This window comes from Streptomyces sp. P9-A2 (genome assembly GCF_036634175.1).
Taxonomy (GTDB): domain Bacteria; phylum Actinomycetota; class Actinomycetes; order Streptomycetales; family Streptomycetaceae; genus Streptomyces; species Streptomyces pratens.
In genome coordinates, this window is the sequence record NZ_JAZIFX010000001.1 from 3,627,707 (window position 1) to 3,649,126 (window position 21,420).

Sequence of the window (21,420 nt, forward strand, 5' to 3'; positions counted from 1 at the left end):
CGAGGGCCCGGGGCGGCGTTCTCGTGGTCACCGCGGTCCCCGCCGAGCGGGACGCGGTGGCCGGGGCGTTCCCGGGGGACTCGCACGAGGTCGCCCTGCCGGGAGTGACCGTGGTCGAGATCGCCGACGGTCCCGACGTGCTCGCCGCCGGTGTCGGCCCGGCCCTCGCCGCCGCCTCCACGGCCACCGCCCTCACCGCCGCAGCCCTGACCGGCCGCCCCTACGACCTCGTCGTCTCGGCCGGGATCGCCGGCGGTTTCGTACCCCACGCGCCCGTCGGCTCGCTCGTCGTCGCCGACGAGATCACCGTCGCCGACCTGGGTGCGGGGACGGCGGACGGCTTCCTGCCGGTGACCGCCCTCGGCTTCGGCGCCGTCACCCACCTGCCCCCCGCCGCCCTGGTCCGTGACGTGGCCGCCGCGGCCGGCGCGCTCACCGGCGTCGTCCTCACCGTGTCGACGGTGACCGGCACCGCGGCCCGCGCCGCGCACCTCGGTGACCTGCACCCCCGCGCGCTCGCCGAGGCCATGGAGGGCTTCGGGGTCGCCGAGGCCGCCGCCGCGCACGGTGTGCCCGTGCTGGAGATCCGGGCGGTGTCGAACCCCGTCGGCCCGCGCGACCGCGCCGCCTGGCGCATCGGCGACGCCCTGACGGCCCTCACCGAGGGCTTCGGGAAGCTCGCGCCCGTCCTGGAGAGTTGGAACCGGCATGACCACTGAATCCCGCGAGCCCGACGAGACCCGCGAGCCCGGCGAGACCCGTGAGCAGTCCGCGACCGGCGGCCGGCCGCTGGGTATCGCGTACTCCCCCTGCCCGAACGACACCTTCGTCTTCGACGCCCTCGCGCACGGCCGCGTCCCCGGCGCGCCCGCCCTCGACGTCACCTTCGCCGACATCGACATCACCAACGGCATGGCCGAGCGCGGCGAGTCCGACGTGCTGAAGGTGTCGTACGCGGCCCTCCCCTACGTCCTCGACGAGTACGCCCTGCTGCCCTGCGGGGGCGCGCTGGGCCGCGGCTGCGGCCCGCTGGTACTGACGCGGGGCGAGGAGTACGGGGACCTGAGCGGCCGTACGGTCGCGGTGCCGAGCGAGAGGTCGACGGCGTACCTGCTCTTCCGCCTCTGGGCGGCGGACACCCTGCCCGGCCCGATCGGCGAGATCGTCGTCATGCCGTTCCACGAGATCATGCCGGCCGTGCGGGACGGGAAGGTCGACGCGGGACTCGTGATCCACGAGGCGCGCTTCACGTACCGGAACTACGGGCTGCACAAGCTCGCCGACATGGGCGAGCACTGGGAGCGGACCACCGGGCTGCCGATCCCGCTCGGCGCGATCATCGCCAAGCGGTCCCTCGGCGCGAAGACCCTGACCCTGCTCGCCGACTCGGTCCGCGCCTCCGTACGGGCCGCCTGGGACGACCCCGAGGCGACGCGTCCGTACGTCATGGAGCACGCCCAGGAGATGGACCCGGCCGTCGCCGACCAGCACATCGGGCTGTACGTCAACGAGTTCACCGCCGACCTGGGCGAGGACGGCTACGCGGCGGTGCGGGGCCTGCTGACGCGCGCGGCGGCCGAGGGACTGGTGCCGTCCCTCGGCCCGGACGCGCTGCGGTTCCCGTGACGGGGTGCCGCTCTCACACGTCCAACTGGTCGGCGACGGCGCGCAGGAGGCCGGCGATCTGCTTCCCCGAGGTGCGCTCCGGGTAGCGCCCCCGCTCCAGCATCGGCGTGATGTTCTCCAGCAGGGTCGTCAGGTCCTGGACGATGGAGGCCAGCTCGTCGGGCTTCTTGCGCTGGGCCGCCGCGACCGACGGGGTCGGGTCGAGGACGGTCAGGGACAGGGCCTGATCACCGCGCTGTCCGGCGACCACGCCGAACTCGACGCGCTGGCCCGGCTTCAGCGTCTCGAGTCCGGCGGGGAGGACCGAGGAATGGACGAAGACGTCACCGCCGTCGTCGCGGGAGAGAAAGCCGAAGCCCTTCTCATTGTTGAACCACTTGACTTTGCCGGTAGGCACGTCTGTCCTCGTCCTCGTGCTCGTCGGAAAACTGCTTCGGAAAACGGCTCTTGAACGGCTCTTGATAGCACTCGGGCGGGTCCCGGTGACCCGCCGCTACCAAGGCTAATGGTCTCCGGGCAGGTGACAAGACTGCCGCCGGGTTGTTCCCTCGGGCCAGGAACTACCCTGGTCCGGTGGCTGACAAAACCCAAGCGAATTCCCCGGCTCCCGGAGACGGCCTGATCCGTGCCGGCGGCATCGTGTTCATCATCGGCGCCGTGGCCACTCTGGTCACGGTGGCCCCGTTGTTCCTCGGAATCGAGGCGTTCCCGACGTACATGTTCGTGCTGAGCATGCTCATGGGCGTCGGATTCCTGATGGCCGGCGCGGGTGTGCTGCGCTCGGCCGCGGCCGGACGCCGTCAGGCGCGCACCGCCGGGGAGTAACCGGGCGTCCCCCCGTTTTCCCGGTCGTCCATGTAGTCCGAGAGCCAGCCGGGGAATTCCGTCAGGTCGGCGAGGACCACGTCCGCGCCCGCCTCCCGCAGTTCCGCGGGGTCGCAGGGGCCGGTGGCGACGGCGACGGCCAGCGCGTCGGCGGTCCGCGCGCCGCGCACGTCGCCCACGTGGTCGCCGACGTACACGCCCGCACCGTGCTCGCGCAGCGCCAGTGCCTTCTGCTCGGCCCACAGGTTGCCGATCACGGCGTGCGGTTCGATGCCGAGGTGGGCGAGGTGCAGTTCGGCGTTCGGCTCGTGCTTCGCGGTGACGACGACGGCGCGCCCGCCCGCCTCGCGTACGGCGGATATCGCCTCGCGGGCGCCGGGCAGCGCGGGCGTGGCGGCGATGGCGTACGTCGGGTACATCGCCCGGTACAGGTCGGCCACTTCGTCGATCCGCTCGGCCGGGAACCAGTTGATCAGCTCGTCCTCGAGGGGCGGTCCCAGCCGGGTGACGGCGAGATCGGCGTCGATGTGGGTCCCGGTCCGCTCGGAGAGCGCCCGGTAGCAGGCGCGGATGCCGGGCCGGGAGTCGATGAGCGTCATGTCGAGGTCGAAGCCGACGGTGAGCGGGGGCGTGGTCGTGGTCGTAGTCGCGGTCGCGGTCGCGGTCGTGGAGGCCATACCCGTCATTGTGCCCAGTGCACGCAAACAACAGGCCGCCGGCGGTGCGCCCTCGCTCGGCGGCGGTGTACGCGCCCCTCAGCGGGGGCGCTGGGAGCGCCAGGTCAGGAACAGGGCCGAGGCGACGGCCGCGGCCCTGACCACCCAGGGCCAGGTCTCGGAGACGGCGTCGTTCATGGTGCCTTCGGCGATGGGGGTGCCCCAGCGTTCCTCGGTCCTGCCCCAGAGCCAGACGGCTCCGCCCGCGAGCGCGAGACCGGGCAGGACGACGACCGCCCACTTGATCTCGGCCCGGCTCAGGCGGCGGGAGGCGTAGACGATGACCCAGCCGAGGAACAGGGCGAACCAGTTGCCGAGCACGGCGCCCACGACCAGCAGGCCCGCGGCGACCAGGAGCAGGGGGTTGCTCCAGCCGCCGGACGGCAGGCGTGGGAGCCGGCGGCGGACGGCGGAGCCGCTCTTCCCGGCCCCGGTCCCGCCGGCGGCCGGGGCCCCTCCGGCCTGCGCGGCGGTGCGCGCGCCGGGTACGGACGGCCCGGCCTCCTTCCCGCCCGGTCCACCCGGTCCCTCGCCCGGCCCCTCGGCGCCGTCGACGCCCTTCGCTTCCCTGGACGGCGGGGCCTTGAGCAGTTCGGGGATCTCCACGCCGCCGACGAAGCCGGGGACCGCGTCGCCGACGCCGAAGGGGCTGCTGTCCACCCGCCACCAGTCGGGCTGCTCGGCGCTGTCGCCGAGTTCGTCCGTACCCGCCTGGTGCGGTGCGGACGGTCCGGCGGGGGCGGAGGGTGCGGCGTTCGGGTCCCCGGCCGGACGGGGCCGGGGGACGGCGCGGCGCAGGACGTTCTTCGCCCGCTGGGCGCGGTCGCCGGCCCGCTGGGCGGGGACCGCGGAGGGCACGGGCCCGGACCCGGGCTCGCCCGGGGTGGCGACCCCGTTCCCCTCCGCACCCCGAGCCGTCCCCCCGGTGCCGGAGGCGCCGGGGGAGCCGAGGGCGCCGTTGGAGGCCGCCGTCACGATCTCGTCCGGGGTGCCCATGCGGGAGATGATGCGGCGCACGGCGGCCGGGGAATCGACGGCGGCCTTCGCCCGGTACCGGTCGATCTCGTTCCGCAGGCCGGCGACCAGACGCATACGGGTCGCCGACGGCAGCTGCCGTTGCTGGGCCACGTCGCCGACACGGCTCAGATACTCGTAGACGACCTGGTCACTCTCGATACCCACGAAGTCCCCTCCGGGGCGGATGCGTTGGCGGACGACGTCGGACGACGGTACCGCGAGTCCGGCCGCCCGGCCCAACTCCACGCACCCCACCGGCGTATCCACCCGATACGGTGATGCGGATGAGCACCGAGGAGAAGCCCACGGCTACCCCCCGATCCCTCGCGGAGGCGCTCCGGGGACGGGACGACGCCGAGCTTGCCGCGCTCCTGCGCAGCCGGCCGGACCTTGTCACGCCCGTGCCCGCCGATCTCACGCAGTTGGCCGCCCGGGCAGGTACCCGCGCCTCGGTCGTCCGTGCCCTGGACCGGCTGGACCGGTTCACGACGCAGACCGCGCAGGCGCTGGCCGTGGCGGCGGATCCGGCGCCGTACGAGGAGCTGCTCGGGCTGCTGGCGGGCGACGAGGGCGACCGGGGGGTGGCCACCGCGCTGCCGGGTGCCGTGCGGACGCTGCGCGAGCAGGCGCTGGTGTGGGGCGACGACGACCGGCTGAGGCTGGTCCGTACGGCCCGTGAGCTGCTCTCCCCTTCCCCGCAGCATCCCTCGCCGACGGGCCTCGGCCCGACCGTGCGGGAGGCGACGGCCGGGATGTCCCCGGGGCGGATCCAGGAGATCGTGACGACGGCCGGACTGCCCTCCACGCACGACCCGGTCTCCGCCGTGGCGGCGCTGACCGGGCTGTTCACGGACCGGGAGCGGATGGCGGCGCTGCTGGCCGAGGTGCCGTTCGAGTCGCTGGATGTGCTGGAGCGGCTGGTCTGGGGGCCGCCCTACGGCCAGGTCACCGCCGATCCGGCGACCCGGCTGCGCCGGCTGCTGGACCGGGGGCTGCTGCTGCCGACCGCGCCCGGGACGGTCGTCCTGCCGCGGGAGGTGGCGCTGCATCTGCGCGGCGGGCGGGCGCACCTGGCGGTGGAGCCGGTGCCGCCGCCGGTCGTGGCCGCGGCCACGCACCCTCCCCGGGTGGTGGACGCGACGGCGGCCGGGCAGGCGTACACGGCGACGGCGACCGTCGAGGAGCTGCTGAAGGACTGGGACGAGGGCGGCCCGGCGGTGCTGCGGTCCGGCGGGCTGAGCGTGCGCGACCTGAAGCGGACCGCCGTCGCCCTGGACGTGCCCGAACAGGTCGCCGCGTTCTGGGTCGAACTCGCCTACGCGGCGGGCCTGCTGGCTTCCGACGGGGAGGCCGACGAACGGTACGCGGCGACTCCGGCGTACGACACCTGGCGGGAGCGGCCCGCCGCCGAGCGCTGGACGACGCTGGTCACGGCGTGGCTGACGGCGACCCGGACGCCGGGACTGGTCGGCGGGCGGGACGCGAAGGACCACACCCTGTCGGCCCTGGGCCCGGGGCTCGACCGGTCGGCGGCCCCCGAGGTGCGGCGCCGGGTGCTGGCGCTGCTCGCGGGGCTGCCGGAGGGTGCGGCACCGGACGCCGGGTCGGTGGCGGAGCGGCTGCGGTGGGAACGGCCGCCGCGCGCGACGGGCGGGGCCGCCGGTTCCGGTTCCGGTTCCGGTTCCACAGGCTCGGCCACGGGTGCGGGCTCGGGCGGGGGTGGGGGCGACGATCTGCGCTCGCGGCTCGCCCGGTGGACGCTGACCGAGGCCGAGATGCTGGGCGTCACCGGCCGCGGCGCGCTGTCCGCGCACGGCCGGGCCCTGCTCGGGATGCCCGCGCCCGCGCCGAAGGCACAGGCGCAGGCGCAGGCCGAGCGAGCGGGCCGGGCACCGGAGTCGACAGGACCGGGCGACCGGCTCCCCGTCCACCACCGGCCGGCCGCCGGGCACCCGGACTCCCCCGCCCAGGACTCCCCCGCCCCGCCTTCTCCCGCCCTCCCCGTCCTCACGCCCGCCGAACAGGCCGCCGCGTCCGCCGCCGCCGCCCGGCTGCTCGCCCCGCAGCTGCCCGAACCACTGGACCACGTCCTGCTCCAGGCCGACCTGACGGCGGTCGCGCCCGGCCCGCTCCAGCGGCCGCTCGCGGACATGCTGGGGGTGCTGGCGGACGTGGAGTCGAAGGGCGGGGCGACCGTCTACCGGTTCACGCCGGGCTCGGTACGCCGCGCTCTGGACGCCGGCCGGGCCGCCACCGACCTGCACGCCTTCCTCGCCGCGCACTCCCGTACCCCTGTGCCGCAGCCACTGGCGTATCTGATCGACGACGTGGCCCGCAGGCACGGACATCTGCGGGTGGGTGCGGCCTCCGCGTACGTACGCTGCGACGACGACGCGATGCTGAACGAGATCCTCGCCGACAAGCGGGCCGCGGAACTGGGCCTGCGCAGGCTCGCGCCGACCGTGCTGGCGGCGCAGGCCGATCCGGCCGGCCTGCTGGAGGGGCTGCGCCGGATGGGGTTCGCGCCGGCCGCCGAGTCCGCCGAGGGCGATGTCCTGATCACCCGCGCCGACGCCCGCCGTACCCCGCCGCGCACGGCACCCGAGCCGGTCCCGGAGGGGCCGCCGGTGCCCGACGACACGCTGCTCGCGGCGGCGATCCGCGCCGTCCGCGCCGGTGACCTCGCCTCGACCGCCCCGCGCAAGGCCGAGGCCGGGGAGGCGGACGGGGCCGGGGCCGGGGCGGAGAGCGGTGAACTGCCGCGCACCGGGTCCGCCGAGACCCTCGCCACCCTGCAGGCCGCTGTCCTCACCGGCGAGACGCTGTGGATCGGCTACGTGAACGCGGAGGGCGCCGCCAGCCAGCGCGTCATCGCCCCGGTCCGCGTCGAGGGCGGCTTCGTCACGGCGTACGACCACACGGCCGACGAGGTGCGGACGTACCCGCTGCACCGGATCACCGGGGTCGCGGAACTGGCGGACGACGAGAGCTGAGCGGGCGCCGCCGTCCGGGGCGGGCCCCGCGTACGCTGCACGCATGGCGCAGAGCACGGCGGCGGACGTCGACGGCTACCTCTCCGAGGTCCCGGAGGGACGCAGGGCCGCCCTGACCGAGCTGCGGCGGTTGTGCGGGGAAGAGCTCAAGGGCTTCGCCGAGGTGATGGCGTACGGCATGCCCGCCTACGAGCGGGACGGCACGGCCGAGATCGCCTTCGCCTCGCAGAAGCGGTACGTCTCCTTCTACCTGATGCGAAGCGATGTCCGCGCGGCCTTCGAGGGCCGGCTGGCCGGGCAGGACATGGGAAAGGGCTGTCTACGGTTCCGCAGACCGGAGGACGTGGAGAGCATCGACTTCGGCCTGGTGCGTGATCTGCTGCGCGCCACGGCGTCCGGACCGGGCACGGTCTGCTGAGAGGCGCGGCCCGTTGCTGCCTTTGCTCCTGACCCTGCCCCTACTCCTGCCCCTACTCCTGCCTCTGCTCCTGCTCCTGCTTCCTGTGGCCGCTGTCACTCCGGCCCCCAGGGGGCGGGTGATCAGGCAAACTGGACGTTTGGCCGAACTGTGCCCGTGCAGTGCCCGTGCCGAGTCCGTCGCAGAGCCGCAGAAAGGCAGCCGCGCGTGAATGGTCCGCTCATCGTCCAGTCCGACAAGACGCTTCTCCTGGAAGTCGACCACGAGCAGGCCGGTGAGTGCCGTCGCGCCATCGCGCCGTTCGCCGAGCTGGAGCGGGCGCCGGAACACATCCACACCTACCGGGTGACCCCGCTCGGCCTGTGGAACGCGCGGGCCGCCGGCCACGACGCCGAGCAGGTCGTGGACGCGCTGGTGAAGTACAGCCGCTACCCGGTGCCGCACGCGCTGCTCGTCGACATCGCCGAGACGATGGACCGCTACGGCCGGCTCAGCCTGTCCAAGCACCCCGCGCACGGTCTCGTCCTCACCAGCACCGACCGGCCCGTGCTGGAGGAGGTGCTGCGCTCCAAGCGGATCGCCCCGCTGGTCGGCGCCCGCCTCGACCCGGACACGGTCGCCGTGCACCCCTCGGAGCGCGGGCAGATCAAGCAGGTGCTGCTGAAGCTGGGCTGGCCCGCCGAGGACCTCGCCGGGTACGTGGACGGCGAGGCGCACGACATCGAGCTGCGCGAGGACGGATGGGCGCTGCGCCCGTACCAGAAGCAGGCCGTGGAGAACTTCTGGCACGGCGGTTCCGGCGTGGTCGTCCTGCCCTGCGGCGCGGGCAAGACGCTCGTCGGTGCCGGGACGATGGCGCAGGCGAAGTCGACCACGCTGATCCTGGTCACCAACACCGTCTCGGCCCGCCAGTGGAAGCACGAACTGGTGAAGCGGACCTCGCTGACCGAGGACGAGATCGGTGAGTACAGCGGGACGCGGAAGGAGATCCGGCCCGTCACCATCGCCACGTACCAGGTGCTGACGACCCGCCGCAAAGGCGTCTACCCGCACCTGGAACTGTTCGACTCCCGGGACTGGGGCCTGATCCTCTACGACGAGGTGCACCTGCTGCCCGCGCCCGTCTTCAAGTTCACGGCGGACCTCCAGGCCCGGCGGCGACTGGGCCTGACGGCGACGCTGGTGCGGGAGGACGGCCGCGAGTCGGACGTGTTCTCGCTGATCGGCCCGAAGCGGTTCGACGCGCCGTGGAAGGAGATCGAGGCGCAGGGGTACATCGCGCCCGCCGACTGCGTCGAGGTCCGGGTCAACCTCACCGACTCCGAGCGCATCGCGTACGCCACCGCGGAGACGGAGGAGAAGTACCGCTTCTGCGCGACGACCGCCACCAAGCGGAAGGTCACGGAGGCGATCGTCCGGCGGTTCGCGGGACAGCAGATCCTCGTCATCGGGCAGTACATCGACCAGCTGGACGAGCTGGGCGAGCACCTGAACGCCCCCGTGATCAAGGGCGAGACGTCGAACGCCCAGCGGGAGAAGCTGTTCAACGCGTTCCGGGAGGGCGAGATCAGCGTCCTGGTCGTCTCCAAGGTCGCGAACTTCTCGATCGACCTGCCGGAGGCCACGGTCGCCATCCAGGTCTCGGGCACCTTCGGGTCCCGGCAGGAAGAGGCCCAGCGGCTGGGCCGGGTGCTGCGCCCCAAGGCGGACGGCCACCAGGCCCACTTTTACTCCGTCGTCGCCCGCGACACCATCGACCAGGACTTCGCGGCCCACCGCCAGCGGTTCCTGGCGGAGCAGGGATACGCGTACCGGATCATGGACGCGGACGAGCTCCTCACGGAGAGCTGACCGTACGGGAGGGCCGGCCGTACGGGAGGGCTAGCCCTTGGGCAGGTTGAACACCAACAGGATGACGAACAGCGGCGGCAGCAGCGAGAGCGCCGCCGCCCAGGCACGCGGGACCGACCACCGGATCCTCCACGGCAGCAGCCAGGACACGAGCCAGGCGCAGAAGGTCAGGACACCGCCGAGGACCGTCCCCCGGTGGACCACGTCCAGGGCGGTCGTCAGGGCCTGCGAGCAGTCGTCGGGACCACAGCTGTCGGTCGCCATGACGGACATCGCCGCCGCCAGCAGCGCCACCGGCCCCAGGACCGTCAGGAGCACGGTCGCGATCGTGGGCGCCACCCAGGCCCGGCGGTCCTGGTCGGGAGGGTCGGGCACCGCCCGCATCAGGGGGGCGGAACGGTCCTGGCTCATGGGGCCAGTCAAGCCGAGTGACGGGGCCCGGACAGGGGCGTACGTACTCAGCCGGTACCTGTCCGCGTACTCGGTCCACGCGGCTACGGGTGGGGCGGGCAGGCCGGGACTCGGGCGGGCCGTTACCTCCGGCGAACGCCCGCCTCCTCGTTGTACTCACCGAGGACGGTGACCGAGAAGAAGCTCTCGGTGAAGACCCGGACCGCGCGCAGGACGTTGCCGATGCGGTGCGGGGGGTGGGGAACGGAGCCGATGGCGGTGGCACCTCGATGCGGGGCGCCCCGGCCACGGGCCTGACTTCCTGGGGTGAAGGTCGCTGTGCTCATGTGTCCAGAGTGCGCCCTATCACCCATTCGGGGCATCGATCCCTGGGCCCGACTTCAGGTCCCGTCGTGTACGCCCTGAGACGCACGGTCTCCTCTTCGAGGAGTACCCGTACCCCTGAGAGCCCTGCGGGATGCGAAACCCCGAACCCCGAGACCAAGACCGGGACGGCGGACGACAGACGACGAGGGCGGGGCGAGGGCGGGGTCGGGGCGGGGGCGAATTGACCGTTCGCCCCCGGTGCGGGAGCCGACTAGAATCTCCCGCTCGCCCCGGCCGCCGGAACGGAAGCCGTCCGGGGCCTTCCCGCCTCCCTCGCCGGAGTGCCGCCGCCCGGACGGAAACCGGACGGTCCGCCATGCCGTGATCACGCGGCATCACCGCCAGCACCAGCCGGAGGCAGACCCGTGCCCGCGCACGTCCCCGAACCCGTACCAGCCACCCCAGCCATGTCCGCCACCAGCACCACCGTCGAGGTCGACAGCGGCACCGACGCCAACACCGACGGCGACGGCGGAGGCGGAGGCGGAGGCCCTCTGGCCCGCGAGCGCTCCCACCTCTCCGCGTCCCGTACCGCCCTGCGCGCGATGCGCGAGGACGTCGAGGCCCTCGACATCCGTGACGTCACCGCGAACTGGGTCAACGCGCAGATCCTGGAGCGGCAGATCGGGGACCGGATCAAGGCCCTGGCCGACCTCAGCGGCACCCCGTTGTTCTTCGGCCGCCTCGACTACCTGCACGCTCCGGGTCTCGAGGAGGCGGAAGGGGCGCGGGGAGAGCGCCCGCAGCCGGAGGCTGCTTATCGGACACTGCACATCGGACGTCGGCATGTGCACGACGCCGACGGCGACCCGATGGTGATCGACTGGCGGGCGCCGGTCTCGCAGCCGTTCTACCGGGCGTCCAAGAAGGACCCGATGGACATCGCGCTGCGCCGCCGTTTCGGCTACACCGGCGGGGATCTCACGGCGTACGAGGACGAGCACCTGTCCGACCCGGCGGAGGCAGCGGTCACAAGCAGGCTGCTTCAGCAGGAGATCGAGCGCCCGCGTGTCGGCCCGATGCGGGACATCGTCGCCACGATCCAGCCCGAGCAGGACGAGATCGTGCGGTCCGGCCTGTCGGACAGCGTCTGCGTGCAGGGAGGTCCCGGTACCGGGAAGACGGCCGTCGGCCTGCACCGGGTCGCCTACCTGCTGTATGCCCACCGCGAGCGGCTGGCCCGCACGGGCACGCTGGTCGTCGGGCCGAACCGGTCCTTCCTGCACTACATCGAGCAGGTGCTGCCCGCGCTGGGCGAGCTGGCGGTCGGGCAGGCGACGGTGGACGACCTGGTGGCCCATGTCGAGGTGCGCGGGACGGACGACGCGCGGGCCGCGCTCGTCAAGGGCGACGCGAGGATGGCCGAGGTACTGCGCCGGGCCCTCTACGCGCACGTGACCCCGCCCACCGAACCGGTCGTCGTCGTGCGCGGATCGCGCCGCTGGCGGGTACCGGCGTACGAACTGGATGAACTGGTCCGTCAGTTGCTCGACCGGGGCATCCGCTACGGCGCCGCCCGCGAGGCCCTGCCGCAGCGCATCGCACACGCCGTGCTGGTGCAGATGGAGCAAGCCGGGGAGGCACCGGACGACCGGGTGCAGGACGCGGTGGCCCGCAACAGCGCGGTGAAGGCGGCGGTGAAGGCCGTCTGGCCGGCCGTCGACCCGGCGAAGCTCGTCCTGCGGCTGCTGGCGGATCCGGAGTTCCTGGCCGAGCACGCGGCCGGACTGCTCGACGAGGACGAGCGGAAGGCGATCCTCCGGTCGAAGCCGGCCCGGTCGGTGAAGTCCGCGAAGTGGTCGGCGGCGGACGCGGTACTGATCGACGAGGCCACCGACCTGATCCGACGCACCCACTCCCTCGGGCACGTGGTGCTCGACGAGGCGCAGGACCTCTCCCCCATGCAGTACCGGGCGGTGGGCCGGCGCTGCACCACCGGTTCGGCGACCGTCCTCGGCGACCTGGCCCAGGGCACCACGCCGTGGGCGACCCGGAGCTGGGAGGAGGCGCTGGGCCACCTGGGCAAGCGGGACGCGGTGGTCGAGGAGCTGACCGCCGGTTTCCGCGTCCCGACGGACGTGATCGAGTACGCCTCCCGGCTGCTCCCGCACATCGCGCCGGGGCTGACGCCGGTGGCGTCGATCCGCGACAACCCGGGCTTCTTCTCGATCCGCCCGTCCACCGCCGAAGCCGAAGCCGCCGACGGGACGGGTGACGGGACCGGCGATGTGCCGGCGGCCTGCCGCGAACTGCTGGCCCACGAGGGCTCGGTCGGCCTGATCGCCGCCGACGCCCGGATCTCGGAACTGGCTCGGGCCCTGTCGGAGGCGGGCCTCGGCTACGTCGCGCCGGGCGAGGAGACGACGTACGACACCCGGCTCACCCTGGTTCCGGCATCCCTGGCGAAGGGCCTGGAGTACGACTACGTGGTGCTGGACGAGCCGCGTGCCGTGGTCGACGGCGAGCCCGACGAACGCACCGGCCTGCGTCGCCTGTACGTCGCCCTGACCCGCGCGGTCTCGGGCCTGATCGTGACGCACGCGGCCCCCTTGCCGGAACAGCTGCTGGTCTGAGCCGCTCCGGCGGAACCGGTCCGGCTGACACCGCTCCGGCAGAACCGGTGTCAGCCGCCGCCGCCCGCTCCGTCGACCGCCCCGTCGACCGCCCCGTCCACCACCCGGCGCCACTGTGCGACGGCCTCCGCCGAGACGGGCCCGGTCCATCCGCCGGGCCGGGCCGCGCCTCCGATGTGGAAGGCGCGGATCCCGGCGGCGAGCAGGGTGGGCACCTGTTCCAGCCGCAGGCCACCGCCGACGAGCAACTGCTGCTGGTAGCCGGGTTCGCCCCCGCGCCCGCGCCGGGCCTCGGCGAGCAGGGTCGGGAGCCCGTCGGCGACACCGCCGGGCGCGCCGGCCGTGAGGTAGGTGTCGAGGCCGGGCAGCCCGTCGAGCTGCTTGCGGAGGGCCTCACGGTCGGCGGCGCGGTCGACGGCGCGATGAAAGGTCCAGGGGCAGCCGTCCAGCGCACCGGTCACCCGCTCCACGGCGTCCAGGTCCACCCGGCCGTCGGTGTCGAGGAACCCGAGGACGAACTCCTCGGCGCCGGCGTCCCGCATCTCGTGGGCCGTGCGCACCAGCCGGTCGGGGTCACCGACGGCGAACCCGTCGGCGAGGCGCAGCATCACCCGCAGCGGGAGGCCGACGGCCGCGCGGACTGCGGCGACGGTGGCGGCGGACGGGGTCAGTCCGTCGGCGGCCATGTCGGTGACCAGCTCGAGCCGGTCCGCACCTCCCGCCTGCGCGGCCACCGCGTCCTCGGCGTCGAGGGCGATCACCTCCAGGAGTGCACGCTTGCTCATGGAACCCCATTCCTCGGCATCAGGGCACGGATCGTCGACGACCAGAGCCCCAGAGAGCTGGAGACCTAGAGGTCTAGTCCAATCCAGCCTACGCCCGCCGACCGGGGATCCGCGCCCCCACACCCCGCGGCCGGTCTCATCCTCCGAAGATGTTCAGCTCCGTGGCCTCCGCCCCGGCCAGCTCGTACGAGGCCCCGTTCACCGACCGTCCCGCGTACAGCCGCACCAGCGTCGCCGCGTCCCCGATGTACCGCGCCGGAGGACGCTCACCCGAGATCTTCCCGAGCCGCAGCGGCTCGTCGGCGTCATCGAGATCGGCGTGCAGCGACAAGTGTCCCATCGCACCCGTGACGTGGGCCAGCAGATCGAGCGCGTACGGCAGTCCGGCCCCCGCGTACGCCCCGGGCTCGCCGAGTGCCTCGCGGACGTCCCCGGCGTGCACCCATTCGCCCAGCGCGAGGATGTCGAGGAGCCCGCCCGCCCCGGCGATCACCGGCCCGGCCCCGGTCATCCCGCTCTCCAGCTCGTCGATGACGCGCCGGTCGCTCCACGCGGCCCGTTCGGCGATGTCCCGTTCGTTCGACGCGGGCGAGAACACCCCGGCCTCGAACCGGTTCTCCACCACCCGTGTGAGCGCGGCCGAACAGTGCGCCAGCACGTCCCGCACGGTCCACCCCGGGCAGGCCGCGACCGGCAGGGCGAAGTCCTCCTCCGCCCGCCCCCGCAGCAACGGGACCAGCGCGTCCCGCTCAACGGTCAACAACCGCCCGGGAAGCCCGGGTTCACGCACACCACGCACATCAGCAGGAGTCGTCATGCGGGCCAAGCTAGTGGCGGCCCGAGGCCCTGTCGCGGTTCACGGCCATATCGCGGCTCCAGCACCGGCGGAGGCTTCGTCCGTGGCCCGGCCGGGGGCCAGCTCGCCGGTACGGGTTCCAGGTCGTCGTTCTCCTTCGTGGAACCGGAGACCGGGACCGGACTGCCGGCGGTGCCGGACGTGCCGGAACCGTCGGAACCGTCGGAACCGTCGGAACCAGGATGGCCAGCGGGAAGGCGACCGCGGCGAAGCAGCGGACCTTCGGGGACCGCACCGGGCCACCGGCCAGCGCGGGCAGCGGAGTGCTCACGTCGGTGACCTGGGGGCGGCCTGGATCGCGGTTCGGAGCGGCGCTCCTTGAGCAACGCGAGCACGAAGGCGGCGCCACCGCGCCGGCACGCGGCGGGCGACTTCCTCTCCGACTCCATCGCCGGACTGCTGACGGCCCCGGTCAGCCACCGCCCGGACACACCGCCGGGCGAAGACGGTGAGGAGTTCCTGCCGTAGCGGTCTTTTCTTCCGGCCGCGCGGCCCGCGGTTCGCCGCAGGCGCCGAGCAGGTTCGCCTACGCCGCGGAGGGCTTCGAGCCGACGAGGGCCTCGAAGGGCACGAGCATCCGGTCCCGGCCCAGCGCCGCGCCCTTGCCCGCGTTTCCGCCGCGCACGCCGTCGTTCCCGGCACACCCACCTGGAAAAACGTGAGCACTTCACCCTCCACTGTCCACATAGCGCCCATTTGAACGCCTGATGGACATTCACCCGCTGGCTGCTCACGTTTTTCAGCAGGACACCCGCTCCCAGCCCGCGGTTCCAGCATCGAGAGGTCCGGGCTGTCGGCACTGGAGAGCACACAGAGCCATCGACAGGGCCGCCGAGAACGCCTCCGTTCTCCTGGCAGGCCGCCTGCACCCCGGCCGGGCTCGGCCTCTGACGTATCGGGGCACGCAGCGGAACAATGGCCGCATGGCCGACACCGATGTTCTGCGCGAGCGTTTCGTCCGGGCTCTGGAGGGGGCCCGCGGTCCCGAGGGCGGGAGCGGGGCCGATGCCGTGCCCTACGCCGACAATCTGCTCGCCCGCTGGCAGGAACCGCAGCGGCGCTATCACACCGTCGCTCACCTCACCGCCGTACTCGACCGGGTCGACGAGCTGGCGGCGCACGCGGACGACCCCGACGTCGTACGCCTCGCCGCCTGGTTCCACGACGCCGTCTATCTACCGGACCGGTCCGAGAACGAGGAGCGGTCGGCGCGGCTGGCCGAGCGGGCGCTGGCCGAGGCCGGGGTGCCGGAGGCGAAGGTCGCCGAGGTGGCGCGGCTGGTACGGCTCACCGTCACCCACGACCCGGCCGACGACGACCGTGACGGCCAGGTGCTGTGCGACGCCGACCTCGCGATCCTCGCCTCGCCCCCGTCCGCGTACGCCGCCTACACCGCCGCCGTCCGCGAGGAGTACCACTTCGTACCCAACAACGCCTTCCGCGAGGGGCGGGCCGCCGTACTGCGTCAACTCCTCGACCTGTCCCTCCTGTTCCGCACGCCGTACGGGCGGGAGCACTGGGAGGCCACGGCCCGCTACAACCTCCGCGGCGAGCTGGAAATGCTGACGCGATGAAGCCGGCCGGAGTAGCGTCGGGAACCAGCTCTCTTCAGGAAGGATCACACTCCGTGAGCGAACAGCCTGTCCACCCGGAAGCACCCGTGGAACCGCCGCCCATGCGGACCCTCGGCGAAGTCCGGGCCGCCCTTGCTGCCGGGCTCGGTTTTCCGGGCGACCTGGCCCGCTTGGAAGCCGAGCTGACGGCCACCATCAACCGTGTCGATTTCACGGACCTGCGTGAGGTGTCCGAGCTGATCGCGGCATATCGCGGGCATGTCCTGACACGCTGCGACCCCGACTTCGAGGCCTCCCTCGCCGAGGGCATCGACCTGGCTCGTGCACTGAAGCGGGAGGACTTCCGTTGACCGAGCCGACGGCCGTCGTGGAGATCACGCACACCGCACGCAAGCGCCTCGATCTCCTGGGCCCCGCCGCCGGGGCAGTCGTCGAGGCGTTACGTGCGGAGCTGGAGCGGACGCGGCAGCTGGGCCGTCGCGTCCGCGTACTCGATGAGGGCGCGGAGGTCTGGGTGACGCGTGTCGAAGCCCGCGCGGACTGCCCCGCCCTGTCCGTCACCTACGTCCACCTTCCCCACCCGGCTCCCCCCACCTGTGCCATCGTCTCGGTCGTACCGGACGACACGGGCGACGAGAACGACCAGGCCTGACGAGCGAGAGAGCACGAACGGCCGGCACGGCCGATGAGCACCGTGACGGCCAGGTGCTGCGCGACGCCGATCTGGGATCCTCGCCCGCGTACACCGCACGCCGTACGGGCGGGAGCACTGGGAGGCCACGGCCCGGTACAACCTCCGCGGCGAGCTGGAAATGCTGTCGACCCCGACGCCGCCGCCCTCGTAGCCTGCCCCTCATGCATGCCTTGGGAGCGGAACAGCCGGCGGAACGGGTGGAGGAGGCCGTCGCGGACTGCGTGACGGCCCTGCGGGCGGTCGCCGACCGGGACTGGGGAGGCGTGCGGGCCGGGCGGCTGGAGTGGGACTGCCGGGAGACCGCGGTGCACATCGCCTCCGATCTCCTCGCGTACGCCGGTCAGTTGGCCGGCCGGGCGCAGGACGCGTACATACCCTTCGAGATCACCCTCGACGGCACCGACGACGGCTTGGACCCCGCCGACAACGCGGGCGTCCTCCAGGTGATCGGCACCACCGGCGCCCTCCTCGCCGCCACGATCCGCACCACCCCGCGCGCGGTCCGCGCCTTCCACCCGTACCCCTTCCGGCACGCGAACCGCGAGGGCTTCGCCGCGATGGGGGTGGCCGAGGTGCTGCTGCACACCCACGACATCACCGAGGGCCTGGGCGTACGGTACGAACCGCCCGCCGAGCTGGCCTCGTTCGTCCTCACCCGGATCTTCCCGCACGCCCGGCCGGGACCCACCCCCTGGCAGACCCTGCTGTGGGCGACCGGGCGCGGCGAGCTGCCGGGGCGCGAGCCCGTCGGCCCGTGGCGCTGGAGCGGCGATCCGGTGCTCCGCAGCGAACGGCTCGGCCTGGAGGGCCTCACTCCGGCGAGCGCCGCCGACCTCACCACGGGCGGTGACGGCGGTTTCGCGTGGGCCGGTTCCGTTCCCGCCGACGGGACCCGGGTGGGCGCCGGGATGATGGTCAAGCAGTACGAGGAAGGGGTGTTCCGGCCGGAGTGGACCGCGTACGTCCTGGTCCGGCGGGAGGACGACCTCGCCGTGGGCGCGATGGGCTTCCACGCCGTCCCGGACGAGGACGGCCGGGTCGAGGTCGGCTACGACCTCGTCGAGGACGCCCGCGGCCACGGTTACGCCACGGAGGCGCTGCGCGCGCTGTCGGCGTGGGCACTGGCCCAGGACGGCGTACGGATCGTCACCGCCGTCATCGACCACGACAACGTGACCTCGCAGGGCGTCGTCAGGCGTGCGGGATTCACCAGGGTCGGCGAGGACGAGGCGAGGGGCGAGTACGTCTACGAACTCCGCCGCTGAACCGCGCCCCCGCGCACCGTCCTTTTGCGTACCCGCAGGCCCGCTCCGTGCAGCAGCCGTACCACCTCGCGGCTGCTGACCTCCACCGCGCCGGCGAGCACGACGTCCGGGTACCGGTGCTGGGGGATGTCGTAGTGGTCGCGCTCGAAGGCGCGGCGGGGGACGCCGAGGGCGGCGGCGAAGATGTGCAGTTCGTCGTAGGAGACGTCGCTGACCAGGTGGGACCAGAGGCGGCCGTGGCCCGGCCAGGTGGGCGGGTCGATGTACACGGTCATGCCGGGGCCGCACCGCCCGTCGCGCCGCCCGCCCCGCCGCCCGGGGCCCCGCTCAGCGAGCCCACCGCCGCGACCCGCACGCCCGCCCGGTGGCACACCCAGTGCGGGTCGGGGCCCAACTCCGGTTCCACCTCCAGCGCGTGCGGATCGTCGGAGCCGCACACCGGGCACAGCGGCCAGCGTCCGTACCGGTCCAGCAGGGCGTCCTGCACATCCTGGGCGACCAGGCCGGCCACGAACTCGGCACCCTGAGGCCACTGTTCGACCCACCAGCGGCGCTGTGTCACGGACTCCTCGACGAGTGAGACGACCTCCGCCCCGGCGACCTCGTGCGCGACCAGGTCGGCGAGCACGAGGGCGCGCGCCGCGTGCAGGGCCTGTTCCGAAGGACTGACGGGGCCGACGGGGCCGCCGTCGGGGCCGCCGTCGGGGCCGCCGTCGGGGCCGCCGTCGGGGCCGTCGTCGGGGCCGTCGTCGGGGCCGTCGGGGTCACCGGAGTCGTCGTGGGGGTGCATGCCCCTATTGTGCGCACTCTTGACCACGCCACCGAAACGAAAATATCTTTCAACGGTGACCCAGGATGTGAAGGAAATTTTCGCGGACCGGCGCCGCGCCGGCACCCCCGGCAATTCCGCTGCCGCCCCGCCCGCTCCCGCCGCCCTCGCGGCCAAGGTCCGTACGCTGGCGCCGTCGATGACCCGCTCCATGCAGCGGGTCGCCGAGGCCGTCGCGGACGACCCGGCCGGCTGCGCGGCCCTCACGGTCACCGGCCTCGCCGGACTCACCGGCACCAGCGAGGCCACCGTCGTCCGCACGGCCCGCCTGCTCGGCTATCCCGGCTACCGCGACCTGCGCCTGGCCCTCGCCGGGCTCGCCGCCCAGCAGGAGTCGGGCCGGGCCCCCGCCATCACCACCGACATCGCGGTGGACGATCCCATCGCCGACGTCGTCGCGAAGCTCGCCCACGACGAGCGGCAGACCCTCGCCGACACGGCCGCCGCACTGGACACCGTCCAGCTCGGCGCGGCCGTCGCCGCCCTGGCCGGCGCCCGCCGGACGGACGTGTACGGCATCGGCGCCTCCGGTCTGGTCGCCCAGGACCTCACCCAGAAACTGCTGCGCATAGGGCTGATAGCCCACGCCCCCGGCGACCCGCACCTCGCCGTCACCAACGCGGTGCAGTTGCGCGCCGGTGACGTGGCCGTCGCCATCACGCACTCCGGTTCGACCGGCGACGTCATCGAACCGCTCCGGGTCGCCTTCGAGCGCGGGGCGACGACCATCGCGGTCACCGGCCGGCCGGACGGGCCCGTCACCCAGTACGCCGACCACGTACTGACCACGTCCACGGCCCGCGAGAGCGAGCTGCGCCCGGCCGCGATGTCGTCCCGGACCAGTCAGCTCCTGGTGGTGGACTGCCTGTTCGTGGGGATCGCCCAGCGCACCTACGAGTCGGCCGCCCCGGCCCTGTCCGCTTCCTACGAGGCACTGGCCCACCGGCACCGGAGCGGTTCCCGCTAGCGGGCGGGGCTCCGGCCCCTCCCTTCACACCCCCTCACAGTTCCAGCACAGGCCAGAGACACCGGAGAGAACCGTTCCATGACCCACACGTCCGAACCTCGTGGTCTCCGCGCGGAGTTGGAGACCCTGACCACCGAGGCGTTCCGTCCGGAGCTGGCGGACGTCGACCGGCTGCCCACCCTCGGCATCGCCCGGCTGATGAACGGCGAGGACGCCACCGTCGCCGCCGCCGTGGCCGAGCGGCTGCCCGCGATCGCCGCCGCGATCGACGCCATCGCCGACCGGATGGCCCGGGGCGGCCGGCTGGTCTACGCGGGCGCGGGCACCGCCGGCCGGCTGGGCGTCCTGGACGCCTCCGAGTGCCCGCCGACCTTCAACACCGACCCGGGCCAGGTCGTCGGCCTGATCGCGGGTGGCCCGGGTGCCCTGGTCACCTCGGTCGAGGGCGCCGAGGACTCCGCGGAGCTGGCCGCGGCCGACCTGGACGCGCTGGCGTTGACCGCCGACGACACGGTGGTCGGCGTCTCCGCCTCCGGGCGCACGCCGTACGCCGTCGGCGCCGTCACGCACGCCCGCGCGCGGGGCGCCCTGACGGTGGGCCTCGCCTGCAACGCGGGCAGCCCGCTCACCGCCGCGGCCGATCACGGCATCGAGGTGGTCGTCGGCCCGGAGCTGCTGACCGGCTCCACCCGCCTCAAGGCCGGCACCGCCCAGAAGCTCGTCCTCAACATGCTCTCGACGATCACGATGATCCGGCTGGGCAAGACGTACGGGAACCTGATGGTCGACGTGCGCGCCTCCAACGAGAAGCTGCGCGCCCGCTCCCGCCGGATCGTCGCCCTCGCGACGGGGGCGGCGGACACCGACGTCGAGCGTGCCCTGGCCGCCACGGACGGCGAGGTGAAGAACGCCGTCCTGGTCCTGCTGGCCGACGTGGACGGCCCGACCGCGGCCCACCTCCTCACCGAGTCCCACGGCCACCTGCGCGCGGCGCTGGCGGCAGCGGCGGGCCGGCCGTGACGGCTGGGACACTGGACCCACCCCTCACCCACGGAGACGAACGACATGAACCACGCGCAGCTCACCGCCCTGGGCCGCGCCCTGCGCGTCCTCGGCGAGCACGGCGAGGCCCTGGCAGGTGACACCCCGGACGCCAAACTGCACGAGGTCCGGGCGGACCTGAAGCGCGCGCTGGACCGGCTGGAGGAGAGCGTCAGCACGGCCGTGCCCAGTACGCGCTGCCCCGAGCACCCCACCGGCCCGGTCGACGAGAGCGCCCCCGACCTGTGCCTGCTGTGCGAGACCCGGCGGCGTACGGCCCGCCGCGCCGAGTTCAACGGGCCGGCGCACCGGCAGTCGTCCACCGGGCCCGTCCCGTCCCGGTACGGAATGCACGGCGACCGCCCCCAGCCCCAGCAGCGCTGGCTGCCGGAGCTGTGGAACGGCCGGGCGTGGCAGTTGTGCGGCACCCCGCGCCGCGACCGCCGCGAGGCCGAACTGTTCATCGCGGCCGAGCTGCGCGGGCCCCGGTCCGCCATGGCGTACCGGCTGGTGCTCGAGTTCACCGACTACGAGGTACTGCGCGTGTGGGGTACCCCGGCACGGACCGGCAGCGAACCGACGGGGAGTCTGTGACGCCGTGACACCGTGACGC

The 21,420-nt window shown here is 73.6% G+C and carries 24 protein-coding genes; 15 read left to right on the forward strand and 9 right to left on the reverse strand.

Annotated elements, in window-relative coordinates; translation table 11 throughout:
- The first annotated feature begins 23 nt into the window (after positions 1–23).
- On the forward strand, positions 24–719 hold the full coding sequence (locus tag V4Y04_RS16335) for a futalosine hydrolase (protein ID WP_332428757.1): 696 nt from the start codon (positions 24–26) through the stop codon (positions 717–719).
- Positions 709–1,626, forward strand: a complete 918-nt coding sequence (locus V4Y04_RS16340) for a 1,4-dihydroxy-6-naphthoate synthase (RefSeq protein ID WP_443080028.1) — start codon at positions 709–711, stop codon at positions 1,624–1,626. Before V4Y04_RS16335 ends, V4Y04_RS16340 begins: the two co-directional genes overlap by 11 nt.
- A 13-nt stretch (positions 1,627–1,639) precedes the next feature.
- Here the strand turns inward: V4Y04_RS16340 and V4Y04_RS16345 are convergent, their stop codons facing one another.
- Positions 1,640–2,023, reverse strand: coding sequence for a cold-shock protein (locus tag V4Y04_RS16345; RefSeq protein ID WP_332428758.1), 384 nt, complete (start codon positions 2,021–2,023; stop codon positions 1,640–1,642).
- 176 nt (positions 2,024–2,199) lie between these two features.
- On the opposite strand from V4Y04_RS16345, the gene V4Y04_RS16350 reads away from it, so the two are divergent.
- Complete coding sequence (locus V4Y04_RS16350; protein ID WP_332428760.1) at positions 2,200–2,451, forward strand: hypothetical protein; 252 nt, start codon at positions 2,200–2,202, stop codon at positions 2,449–2,451.
- Here V4Y04_RS16350 and V4Y04_RS16355 read toward each other — a convergent pair.
- Positions 2,427–3,128, reverse strand: coding sequence for an HAD family hydrolase (locus V4Y04_RS16355; RefSeq protein WP_332428761.1), 702 nt, complete (start codon positions 3,126–3,128; stop codon positions 2,427–2,429). The two genes, V4Y04_RS16350 and V4Y04_RS16355, sit on opposite strands and share 25 nt — an antisense overlap.
- 78 nt (positions 3,129–3,206) lie before the next feature.
- Positions 3,207–4,349, reverse strand: a complete 1,143-nt coding sequence (locus tag V4Y04_RS16360; protein WP_332428763.1) for a hypothetical protein — start codon at positions 4,347–4,349, stop codon at positions 3,207–3,209.
- A 119-nt stretch (positions 4,350–4,468) separates the two neighbouring features.
- Here V4Y04_RS16360 and V4Y04_RS16365 point away from each other — a divergent pair, with 119 nt between their 5' ends.
- The 3 genes from V4Y04_RS16365 (at position 4,469) to V4Y04_RS16375 (ending at position 9,446) form a co-directional block, all read left to right on the forward strand.
- Positions 4,469–7,177, forward strand: a complete 2,709-nt coding sequence (locus V4Y04_RS16365) for a helicase C-terminal domain-containing protein (protein ID WP_332428764.1) — start codon at positions 4,469–4,471, stop codon at positions 7,175–7,177.
- 43 nt (positions 7,178–7,220) lie between these two features.
- Positions 7,221–7,595, forward strand: a complete 375-nt coding sequence (locus V4Y04_RS16370) for an iron chaperone (protein WP_332428766.1) — start codon at positions 7,221–7,223, stop codon at positions 7,593–7,595.
- Between the two features lie 207 nt (positions 7,596–7,802).
- Positions 7,803–9,446 (forward strand): DNA repair helicase XPB, encoded by a 1,644-nt coding sequence (locus V4Y04_RS16375; protein WP_332428768.1) that lies wholly within the window; start codon positions 7,803–7,805, stop codon positions 9,444–9,446.
- Positions 9,447–9,476: 30 nt separating this feature from the next.
- On the opposite strand, the gene V4Y04_RS16380 is transcribed toward V4Y04_RS16375, so the two are convergent.
- A complete protein-coding gene (locus V4Y04_RS16380) occupies positions 9,477–9,857 on the reverse strand; it encodes a hypothetical protein (RefSeq protein ID WP_332428770.1) in 381 nt (126 codons plus the stop codon).
- A 122-nt stretch (positions 9,858–9,979) separates the two neighbouring features.
- Complete coding sequence (locus V4Y04_RS16385) at positions 9,980–10,183, reverse strand: hypothetical protein (protein ID WP_332428771.1); 204 nt, start codon at positions 10,181–10,183, stop codon at positions 9,980–9,982.
- A gap of 585 nt (positions 10,184–10,768) precedes the next feature.
- Here V4Y04_RS16385 and V4Y04_RS16390 point away from each other — a divergent pair.
- Complete coding sequence (locus V4Y04_RS16390) at positions 10,769–12,796, forward strand: HelD family protein (protein WP_332432870.1); 2,028 nt, start codon at positions 10,769–10,771, stop codon at positions 12,794–12,796.
- Between the two features lie 50 nt (positions 12,797–12,846).
- Here V4Y04_RS16390 and V4Y04_RS16395 read toward each other — a convergent pair whose 3' ends face one another.
- Positions 12,847–13,581, reverse strand: coding sequence for a copper homeostasis protein CutC (locus V4Y04_RS16395; protein WP_332428772.1), 735 nt, complete (start codon positions 13,579–13,581; stop codon positions 12,847–12,849).
- A gap of 136 nt (positions 13,582–13,717) precedes the next feature.
- Positions 13,718–14,398, reverse strand: a complete 681-nt coding sequence (locus V4Y04_RS16400) for a maleylpyruvate isomerase family mycothiol-dependent enzyme (RefSeq protein WP_332428773.1) — start codon at positions 14,396–14,398, stop codon at positions 13,718–13,720.
- A 357-nt stretch (positions 14,399–14,755) separates the two neighbouring features.
- Here V4Y04_RS16400 and V4Y04_RS16405 point away from each other — a divergent pair, with 357 nt between their 5' ends.
- The 5 genes from V4Y04_RS16405 (at position 14,756) to V4Y04_RS16425 (ending at position 17,970) form a co-directional block, all read left to right on the forward strand.
- A complete protein-coding gene (locus tag V4Y04_RS16405; protein ID WP_332428775.1) occupies positions 14,756–14,905 on the forward strand; it encodes a hypothetical protein in 150 nt (49 codons plus the stop codon).
- Between the two features lie 455 nt (positions 14,906–15,360).
- The gene (locus V4Y04_RS16410; RefSeq protein ID WP_332428777.1) at positions 15,361–16,011 is read left to right on the forward strand and encodes an HD domain-containing protein; all 651 of its coding nucleotides are present in this window, start codon (positions 15,361–15,363) and stop codon (positions 16,009–16,011) included.
- A 53-nt stretch (positions 16,012–16,064) separates the two neighbouring features.
- On the forward strand, positions 16,065–16,361 hold the full coding sequence (locus V4Y04_RS16415) for a hypothetical protein (RefSeq protein WP_332428778.1): 297 nt from the start codon (positions 16,065–16,067) through the stop codon (positions 16,359–16,361).
- The gene (locus V4Y04_RS16420) at positions 16,358–16,663 is read left to right on the forward strand and encodes a hypothetical protein (RefSeq protein WP_332428780.1); all 306 of its coding nucleotides are present in this window, start codon (positions 16,358–16,360) and stop codon (positions 16,661–16,663) included. Before V4Y04_RS16415 ends, V4Y04_RS16420 begins: the two co-directional genes overlap by 4 nt.
- A gap of 203 nt (positions 16,664–16,866) precedes the next feature.
- Positions 16,867–17,970: a GNAT family N-acetyltransferase gene (locus tag V4Y04_RS16425; protein ID WP_332428781.1), complete on the forward strand. Its 1,104-nt coding sequence runs from the start codon at positions 16,867–16,869 to the stop codon at positions 17,968–17,970.
- On the opposite strand, the gene V4Y04_RS16430 is transcribed toward V4Y04_RS16425, so the two are convergent.
- Positions 17,952–18,245 (reverse strand): DUF4031 domain-containing protein, encoded by a 294-nt coding sequence (locus V4Y04_RS16430; protein WP_332428783.1) that lies wholly within the window; start codon positions 18,243–18,245, stop codon positions 17,952–17,954. The genes V4Y04_RS16425 and V4Y04_RS16430 overlap by 19 nt on opposite strands.
- Positions 18,242–18,760: a hypothetical protein gene (locus tag V4Y04_RS16435; protein WP_443080029.1), complete on the reverse strand. Its 519-nt coding sequence runs from the start codon at positions 18,758–18,760 to the stop codon at positions 18,242–18,244. Before V4Y04_RS16435 ends, V4Y04_RS16430 begins: the two co-directional genes overlap by 4 nt.
- A 55-nt stretch (positions 18,761–18,815) precedes the next feature.
- Between V4Y04_RS16435 and V4Y04_RS16440 the strand changes: the two genes are divergently transcribed.
- The 3 genes from V4Y04_RS16440 to V4Y04_RS16450 all read left to right on the forward strand — a co-directional run bounded on the left by V4Y04_RS16440 (position 18,816) and on the right by V4Y04_RS16450 (position 21,401).
- The gene (locus V4Y04_RS16440) at positions 18,816–19,766 is read left to right on the forward strand and encodes a MurR/RpiR family transcriptional regulator (protein WP_332428785.1); all 951 of its coding nucleotides are present in this window, start codon (positions 18,816–18,818) and stop codon (positions 19,764–19,766) included.
- 78 nt (positions 19,767–19,844) lie between these two features.
- Entirely contained in the window at positions 19,845–20,786 is a 942-nt protein-coding gene (gene murQ, locus V4Y04_RS16445) for an N-acetylmuramic acid 6-phosphate etherase (protein ID WP_332428787.1), read from the forward strand.
- Between the two features lie 45 nt (positions 20,787–20,831).
- Positions 20,832–21,401: a hypothetical protein gene (locus tag V4Y04_RS16450; protein WP_332428789.1), complete on the forward strand. Its 570-nt coding sequence runs from the start codon at positions 20,832–20,834 to the stop codon at positions 21,399–21,401.
- Positions 21,402–21,420 lie beyond the last annotated feature (19 nt).

What these genes read in the sequence shown, in the direction of transcription:
- V4Y04_RS16450 (WP_332428789.1), top strand. Translation starts at nt 20,832, where the DNA reads ATGAACCACGCGCAGCTCACCGCCCTGGGCCGCGCCCTGCGCGTCCTC.
- V4Y04_RS16410 (WP_332428777.1), top strand. Translation starts at nt 15,361, where the DNA reads ATGGCCGACACCGATGTTCTGCGCGAGCGTTTCGTCCGGGCTCTGGAG.
- V4Y04_RS16385 (WP_332428771.1), bottom strand. Translation starts at nt 10,183, where the DNA reads ATGAGCACAGCGACCTTCACCCCAGGAAGTCAGGCCCGTGGCCGGGGC.
- V4Y04_RS16370 (WP_332428766.1), top strand. Translation starts at nt 7,221, where the DNA reads ATGGCGCAGAGCACGGCGGCGGACGTCGACGGCTACCTCTCCGAGGTC.
- V4Y04_RS16380 (WP_332428770.1), bottom strand. Translation starts at nt 9,857, where the DNA reads ATGAGCCAGGACCGTTCCGCCCCCCTGATGCGGGCGGTGCCCGACCCT.
- V4Y04_RS16365 (WP_332428764.1), top strand. Translation starts at nt 4,469, where the DNA reads ATGAGCACCGAGGAGAAGCCCACGGCTACCCCCCGATCCCTCGCGGAG.
- V4Y04_RS16395 (WP_332428772.1), bottom strand. Translation starts at nt 13,581, where the DNA reads ATGAGCAAGCGTGCACTCCTGGAGGTGATCGCCCTCGACGCCGAGGAC.
- V4Y04_RS16430 (WP_332428783.1), bottom strand. Translation starts at nt 18,245, where the DNA reads ATGACCGTGTACATCGACCCGCCCACCTGGCCGGGCCACGGCCGCCTC.
- V4Y04_RS16435 (WP_443080029.1), bottom strand. Translation starts at nt 18,760, where the DNA reads ATGCACCCCCACGACGACTCCGGTGACCCCGACGGCCCCGACGACGGC.
- V4Y04_RS16390 (WP_332432870.1), top strand. Translation starts at nt 10,769, where the DNA reads ATGCGCGAGGACGTCGAGGCCCTCGACATCCGTGACGTCACCGCGAAC.
- V4Y04_RS16400 (WP_332428773.1), bottom strand. Translation starts at nt 14,398, where the DNA reads ATGACGACTCCTGCTGATGTGCGTGGTGTGCGTGAACCCGGGCTTCCC.
- V4Y04_RS16425 (WP_332428781.1), top strand. Translation starts at nt 16,867, where the DNA reads ATGCATGCCTTGGGAGCGGAACAGCCGGCGGAACGGGTGGAGGAGGCC.
- V4Y04_RS16355 (WP_332428761.1), bottom strand. Translation starts at nt 3,128, where the DNA reads ATGGCCTCCACGACCGCGACCGCGACCGCGACTACGACCACGACCACG.
- murQ (WP_332428787.1), top strand. Translation starts at nt 19,845, where the DNA reads ATGACCCACACGTCCGAACCTCGTGGTCTCCGCGCGGAGTTGGAGACC.
- V4Y04_RS16340 (WP_443080028.1), top strand. Translation starts at nt 709, where the DNA reads ATGACCACTGAATCCCGCGAGCCCGACGAGACCCGCGAGCCCGGCGAG.